The organism is Vibrio sp., assembly GCF_038138445.1.
Classification (GTDB): Bacteria; Pseudomonadota; Gammaproteobacteria; order Enterobacterales; family Vibrionaceae; genus Vibrio.
Map to the genome: position 1 here is coordinate 1 of NZ_JAYQDQ010000138.1, position 6,643 is coordinate 6,643.

Below are 6,643 nucleotides of genomic sequence, written 5' to 3' on the forward strand. Positions count from 1 at the left end.
GCATTAGGGTTATGTGCATTGTTGGCTAGGATGAACGTCAGGGTGTTCTGATGTTACAAAGAGGGTAGAAACGCCACATACAGTAAACACTGGTGGTAAAGCTCCTAAAACTTCAGAGCCTAATTCAATAATAGAAAGCCAACGCGCAGATGGTTCATCGAGTGTCACTTATTACGATGATAAGGGCCGGGCATTTAGTCGGGAGGATTATGGTCAACAAAGTACTCATGGCCCATTGGGGCGTCGTTCAGATGGTCGTTCAGTAGCTCATGAGCACAGATTTGACTACAACGAACGAGGGTTTCCGATTAAACAAGATGTTGTTAGAGAGCTTTCAGAAAATGGTACCCCTGCGGGAGACTGGATAAAAATCAGATGAGTGAAACTATTATTGGCTATATCAATTCACTGGAAAAAAGTGAATTGACCTCTTTAGAGAATGACATACAGAAAGAAACAGCTTTTGGATTTAAATTCAAGGACGAATTAAACTTGTATAATTATCCAAAGAACTTGTTGTTACGTGATGATATTGTTCAATTTGTGATATCTGACTCAAGCGAACTGAACACGGCAACAATATTGCTCAATGAATATGACTACGACCCTGAAGATGAATCAGAAAGTGATTTTCAAAATCAGTTTCCATCCTTGTTGAAAGATAGGATTTTTGAAATTACAAAAATTATTAAATTTTTGCTAAATATGGATGCTGTTCGAGAATTGGGGTTCTCACTTAGCGTCTGTGATGAAGTAGACCAAGTAAAACACAGCTCTATAGAGTCATTTGAAAGCCTTGTTGTTACTGATTGTATTGAAGACTGCCCGCCAAATACACTCTACGTGATAGATAAGTGAAGAGCTCATTAATGCCCGCATTCGCGGGCTTTTTAATGTGCAGCTTGCTGGATCACTGTATCTAGCATCTCCATCACAAACTGCTGCTTCGCTCTTGGTAGCTGCCTGACCTGTTCGATCTGCTGTTGCAGCTTCGACGCAGGCCCGCGTTTATTACTTCCCTTAGCCGCTTCCTGACCGTGCAGTAGCTCATCTACCGAGCTGTGTAAGATCTCTGCCAGCGGAACTAGTGTCGATACCGCCAAATTACAAGGACACACACCGCAATAGATTTCCCTTAGTAACCACGGCTGATTTGTTTCAATCAGTTGCTATCCAAACTTCGCATCAATTTATCTGAGTTTTTGTCGTTGACGTTAGACCTTGTAGCTATCTGTGTAGCCATAGAGCGTTACTTCAGTAGGTTGGCAATGAAGCAAACGGTAAGGAAGTAGTGGTGCTTAATAGAAAGTTATTCAAGAAAGTAGCAATGAATTCTTTGTTTGTTGAGGATAGGTTTTATTGCGACAGCCTGAGATTTTGAGCCGATTGCAGTTGATTTTTTGTTTTCTAATGAGGTACAGACTTTTAGCCACTTATCAATATTGCAACCTAGCCGCTGGAAGATGGGTGGTAGACTAGAATCCATAGAAGCTTTATTAGGTCTTAGATGACGAGCGGTCCAATCAACCAATTCAAGATAATCCTTGAGTCGAAACGGAATACCCTCAAGCATGATGTTGGTCGGGTTACCTACGAAAGGGTGCAAGCATGGAGCATTAGGTAAATGTTTTTCTAATGCATCAATACGTGCTTTTACAGAGGTATAAGTTGAAGTTTCGGGCTTGTCGGCAATACCAGCTCGTATAGGGTTCAAGTCTACATAGGCCATTGCTGCTGCGAGGGCTTTTTCGTCCAATAATGCTTGGCTTTTAAATCGACTTTCCCAAAAGTGGCCAGTACACTTATCTTCGAGATTAGCGCGGCATGCGATATCAAAGTTAAGCTCTTTCATATACCAACTCAAGTTCCAAAGGCACTCTCTCCATTGTTCAATGATTTCAAGACATTTCTCTTCCTCCAACTTGCTAGTTAAGTCATGGTTAATCCATTTTTGGATTAATAGAGGTAGTTTATGTAGCAGGCTCCAGCGCTCAACCACCTCACGAGGAGATATGGCTATTGCTCGATCTTTGTTAATATGAACGACGAGATGATAGTGATTGCTCATAATGGCATACGCGCAAATATCAATGCAATAAGCCCTAGATAAGACATGTATCTTCTTTACAATCCAGTCCCTTCGGTGCTCGTAGTTTTTTTGCGTAACATTATCTTCTCCACATAGAAAGCTGCGTCTAACACAACGGGAAACACAGTGGTAATAGGAGGTTGCTTCAGTAGAGATTAGTTGGTTTCTAGCTGTCGTCATTTTGTTTCCCTTACTAAATGAGTAAGTAAATATAGACATACAGCTTTGAAAAGGTTTTGATGCTCACGCAATAGAGAAGATAACCACACTTATTTAATGCTTTTGGTGTGTGTCCTTATTACTTTTCAGAGGTACAGGAAGTACCTACAGAGATGCATTAGATGAAGCATTTAAGAAAACTGGAGTTTCAAAAGAAAGGTTTGAAGTAACCAAGTGGGGTTATGATAGAAATGGCAAGAGCATTCCTGTTGAATATTCTGGTCCAAATGGAGCTAATGTTAATATTGACATACCAGATTTAAATAATGTCAAAGCAAGTGGAGAATTAGGTAAAGGTCCTTATCAACCACACATCGGTTACCAAACTCCAGGTAAAGGTAGAAAGAAGGTTCGGGGACATATATTTGTAGATAATATCCCTGCAACGAGGGATTAAGATTTAGATGAAAAATGCAAAAGAGATTTTGGAAGTGTGCCGTGAGCTTGGTATCAAGTGTGAACTTCTCCCTAATGATGATGCAAAAATCTTTATAGATGGGGTTACTAAAAAATTTGAACCTAGTAAGACTGCTGGACACTTGTCAATCGACAATGATTCAGTTTCCTTTCCTGTTGAAGAGTATGAGTATGAATACTCTTCGGGCTTACCTGAAGGAAAGGGATTTATATTCTTTGACCAATCAGGCAAGGACAAAAACTACGTGGTAGAAATAGAAGATGTGCGGGTGATTGGGACAGTTATGGAAAATGCTTTTGGTATGGAATATTTTGTATCGGATAGTAATAATGATTATTTAGTATGTGTAAGTTGGTATACAGTTGAATTTAAAGGACTAATTAATATTAATTCTATAAAATTAAAAGATTAAAAAGGACATACACTAAACATCAATGATGCAGACCTTAATAAAATTGGGGATTAAGAAGCGTAATGGTTATTAGTGACTTAATTAGTAGATTAAATGCGGTAGGTGATGACCTACCCATGATGGCAAAAATTAGCTCAGTGTCAAATTGTCCTTTTTTTATTGATATATTTGGTAATAGAAATAATATTGCAATAATGTACTTGTCAGACGAAAAACCGTTGTCATCAGTTAAGAAATGTCGAACTTTGGTAAAAGAATTAGACATATGGGTTAATGAAAGTGTTAATTATCAACCTGAGTCTAATGTATTTAAAAGGACACACACTAAATATCATAGTGTGCTGACCTAATGAAAATTACAAGGACACACACCTCAATAGATTTATTAGGAGGCCTAGTGGAAAAGTTTTATTGGTATGATGAGTGCGTTAATTGCCACCAAGGTAGGCTTATTTTGACCGAAGATATCACAAATAAGAGAATGTATTTACATTGTGAAGAGTGTGAGAGAGGCTGGTTTACTCCCGAGGAAGCGAGCGAAAAGGCGAAAAGCTTCCTTACTCTTGAAGAAGATTATGAGACTGAAAACCCTGATTGGAACTCAATCCAACAATATGGATGGGAAAAGGCAGCAAAACACTACTTTAGTGAATGATTATATTTACAAGGACATACACTAAATCTTACAAGGACACACACTAAATCCCATAGCGTGCTGAACTAAACCCCATGGCCTCGCACTATGCGAGGCCTTTTTACTTTTAAAATTAAAAGGACACACCGCAATAGATTTTCCCTAGCTACCACTGATTTCCCTGAATTAGTGGTTATCTATCTAATCCTGAATTAATTGACGTTACACCTTCTTGCTACTTTGCAACCAGACCATAAGGTAAAGTTGGAAAGAGGTGAGGGCTCTGCTGTATATTTACTGAAAATACTTTTTGTGTGTGTCCTTATTACTTTTTATTACTTTTTACTAGTTATCACTTGTTGCTGTTAATGGATTTGTGGTCATATTTTCTACACTAATAATTATTCTACCATCACAACACTCTAACTCATTCTGACTAAAGATATAAACATGTAAATAACATGCACCGTTATTATTTTACATGGTTCACTTAAATTTAATTATTTTTGTTCTTAATTTTTTCTTAAAACACAGTTTATATAATATTAATTTATAAGTATTATCTATAAACTAAAGGATATATTTGAATTATATATAACTTGTATTTATGTTTTTATTTCTTATTGAAAACATATGTAGTAAACTCTTTATGAAAAATTGGTTAATAAAATTAAACCTTGATGAGTTAATAACCATAAAATTTCTAAGGCAACAAAATATTACACTTTTGTTTCACTGATTAATAAATATTATTTATATTAAAATTTTTGGTTTAAGTTATTGAATTATATCGATTTTTGTTTTCTTGGTTTATCGTTTTTTCATTTCTGGCTTCGCAACTATGTTGTGTTATGCATATAAGAAAACCTATAAATTTGATGTATATTTCCATTATTATCAGGAGCAACTTTAAAACCACTGCGATAATATTTGTCAGTATAGGAAGCATATGGAAAACATGAAACGTTACTGCATATTTTCTGTTGTTGCGGAGTCCGAGAGCATGACTGCTGCGTCAAAACGCCTAGGGATGTCACCTTCAGCAATTAGCCAAAATATCTCTATTTTAGAGGAGTCTTTAGGAGTGACATTAATATACCGTTCGACTCGTGGTTTCTCATTGAGTGAGGCGGGGCGGGTGTTAGTCTGTGAATACCAAAAGATGTATGCCCATTTTTGTGAGTTCAAACAAAACATTACCGATTGCAAAGAGCATATGTCTGGGTGTATTAAAATCACTGCAAGTAATGGTATGGCGCAGGCTGTTCTCGCTCAAGCGCTGGAAGATTTAACACGACAATACCCACAACTTAGCTTCCATATTATTGCTGATGATGAACTAAGAGATGCAATCAACGATGGTATAGATATCGCTATTAGAATAGGAAAATTAAAAGATAGTAACTTGGTTTATCGACCAGCTGGTCAGTTGGAGACCGTGTTAGTCGCTTCACCCCAATATCTAGAACAACATGGAGTACCAAGTAATATAGAAGATTTAACTGAGCATTGTTGGTTAACGAGTACCGCATGTGCGATGGAAAGCAGAGTTAACGAGATGCTAAAAGACTCTAAGCCTCTAAAATTTAACACTAAACTAGAAAGTAACAATATTATGGTTTGCCGCGCTTTCGCTATTGCTCATCAGGGAGTCACCATTTTGCCTCGGTGTTTTGTTAATGATGCACTACAATCTGGCCAGCTGGTTACACTTTTAGAAGACATCGTTTGGCCCTCTGTTGAAGTCCAAATTCTTACTGCTAGTCGGGTATTACCCAAAAAAGTGAGGATTGTCATCGATCACTTAAAATCTCACTTTGAGCTTAAAGGTCAATCAATAAAGCAATTACAGCCGTCTTGATATAATGGTATTTATTTACTGCCACAAAAAAGCGCTTCACTAGTGAAGCGCTTTACAAACTTATCATCCAACTATTTTGAAGTTTGGAACTCAGCAACCGCTTGGTCCATATCGCCGGCTTGATTGGATACTTTATCAACTTCTTCAAGACAATTCTGAGCAGACTGCATATTCCCTTCTGAGATGGTGTTCAACTCTGTAATAGAGTCGCTTACCTGGTTCATAACACTACCTTGTTCCTCAATGGCAGAGGCAATACGTTCTGAATTGGCTTGGATGTTGGTCATATCCGTTATGATTTGTCCAAGGCTGTCGTCCAATGTTTCAGAAGCCGTTAAGGTTTGTTGGCCTTGTTCATTACATTGGTCTATGTTGGTGACAACTGTCGCCATTTGAGTCTGGATATCGGTCACGACTTTGGTGATTTCCTCGGTCGATTGGTGCGTTCGACTCGCCAAAGCTCGTACTTCATCTGCCACAACAGCAAACCCGCGACCTTGCTCACCTGCACGAGCCGCCTCTATTGCGGCATTCAAGGCGAGTAGGTTGGTTTGCTCAGCAATGCCTTGGATAATGTTTACCGCATCGCCAATTTTATCGACGTGGTCATTAAGAGAACTAATGGAGCCTTGGCTGTCAGAGAGGATTTGGGACAACTCACCAATATTTCTTACGGTTTCTTCAACCACCGAACGACCACTTTGTGCATTGATTGTCGCTTGCTGAACGCCTTCTACCGCCACAGCTGTACTTTCAGAAATTTCGTTGATAGTCGAAACCATCTCTTGGACGGAAGTGGCCATCGTTGAGGTGTGATCTGCCTGTATGTGGAACTGCTCTATCACACCTTGTAGCTCGTCATGCATACTCTGTGTACTACTAGAAAGTTCTGATGACTTAGCCTGAGTACCTGATATCAGGTCTTCCAGTTTATCTAATAGGCGATTGAAGTAAGTACGTAAGCTGGCGGTAAACCCCATCTAATCATTTCCTTTTAAATTCGGTATTGT

General features: G+C 38.4%; 7 protein-coding genes and 1 pseudogene. 5 read left to right on the plus strand and 3 right to left on the minus strand.

Annotated features, from left to right (window positions below; genetic code table 11):
• Nucleotides 1-375: 375 nt before the first annotated feature.
• Entirely contained in the window at nucleotides 376-858 is a 483-nt protein-coding gene (locus AAFM34_RS19895; protein ID WP_341665853.1) for a hypothetical protein, read from the plus strand.
• Between the two features lie 32 nt (nucleotides 859-890).
• Here AAFM34_RS19895 and AAFM34_RS19900 read toward each other — a convergent pair whose 3' ends face one another.
• Nucleotides 891-1,118, minus strand: a complete 228-nt coding sequence (locus AAFM34_RS19900) for a hypothetical protein (RefSeq protein ID WP_341665855.1) — start codon at nucleotides 1,116-1,118, stop codon at nucleotides 891-893.
• Between the two features lie 191 nt (nucleotides 1,119-1,309).
• On the minus strand, nucleotides 1,310-2,269 hold the full coding sequence (locus AAFM34_RS19905) for a transposase (protein WP_341665857.1): 960 nt from the start codon (nucleotides 2,267-2,269) through the stop codon (nucleotides 1,310-1,312).
• A 109-nt stretch (nucleotides 2,270-2,378) separates the two neighbouring features.
• Between AAFM34_RS19905 and AAFM34_RS19910 the strand changes: the two genes are divergently transcribed.
• The 4 genes from AAFM34_RS19910 (at nucleotide 2,379) to AAFM34_RS19925 (ending at nucleotide 5,633) form a co-directional block, all read left to right on the plus strand.
• Nucleotides 2,379-2,705, plus strand: a complete 327-nt coding sequence (locus tag AAFM34_RS19910) for a polymorphic toxin type 47 domain-containing protein (RefSeq protein WP_341665859.1) — start codon at nucleotides 2,379-2,381, stop codon at nucleotides 2,703-2,705.
• Between the two features lie 7 nt (nucleotides 2,706-2,712).
• Nucleotides 2,713-3,138: a hypothetical protein gene (locus AAFM34_RS19915; protein WP_341665861.1), complete on the plus strand. Its 426-nt coding sequence runs from the start codon at nucleotides 2,713-2,715 to the stop codon at nucleotides 3,136-3,138.
• Between the two features lie 397 nt (nucleotides 3,139-3,535).
• Nucleotides 3,536-3,793 carry a hypothetical protein gene (locus tag AAFM34_RS19920; protein WP_341665863.1) on the plus strand — a complete coding sequence of 86 codons (258 nt, stop codon included), beginning with the start codon at nucleotides 3,536-3,538 and terminating at the stop codon, nucleotides 3,791-3,793.
• Between the two features lie 928 nt (nucleotides 3,794-4,721).
• Nucleotides 4,722-5,633 (plus strand): LysR family transcriptional regulator, encoded by a 912-nt coding sequence (locus AAFM34_RS19925; RefSeq protein ID WP_341665865.1) that lies wholly within the window; start codon nucleotides 4,722-4,724, stop codon nucleotides 5,631-5,633.
• Between the two features lie 71 nt (nucleotides 5,634-5,704).
• On the opposite strand, the pseudogene AAFM34_RS19930 reads toward AAFM34_RS19925, so the two are convergent.
• Nucleotides 5,705-6,586 (minus strand): annotated as a pseudogene (locus AAFM34_RS19930) (methyl-accepting chemotaxis protein); the annotation flags it as partial.
• Between the last annotated feature and the right edge of the window lie 57 nt (nucleotides 6,587-6,643).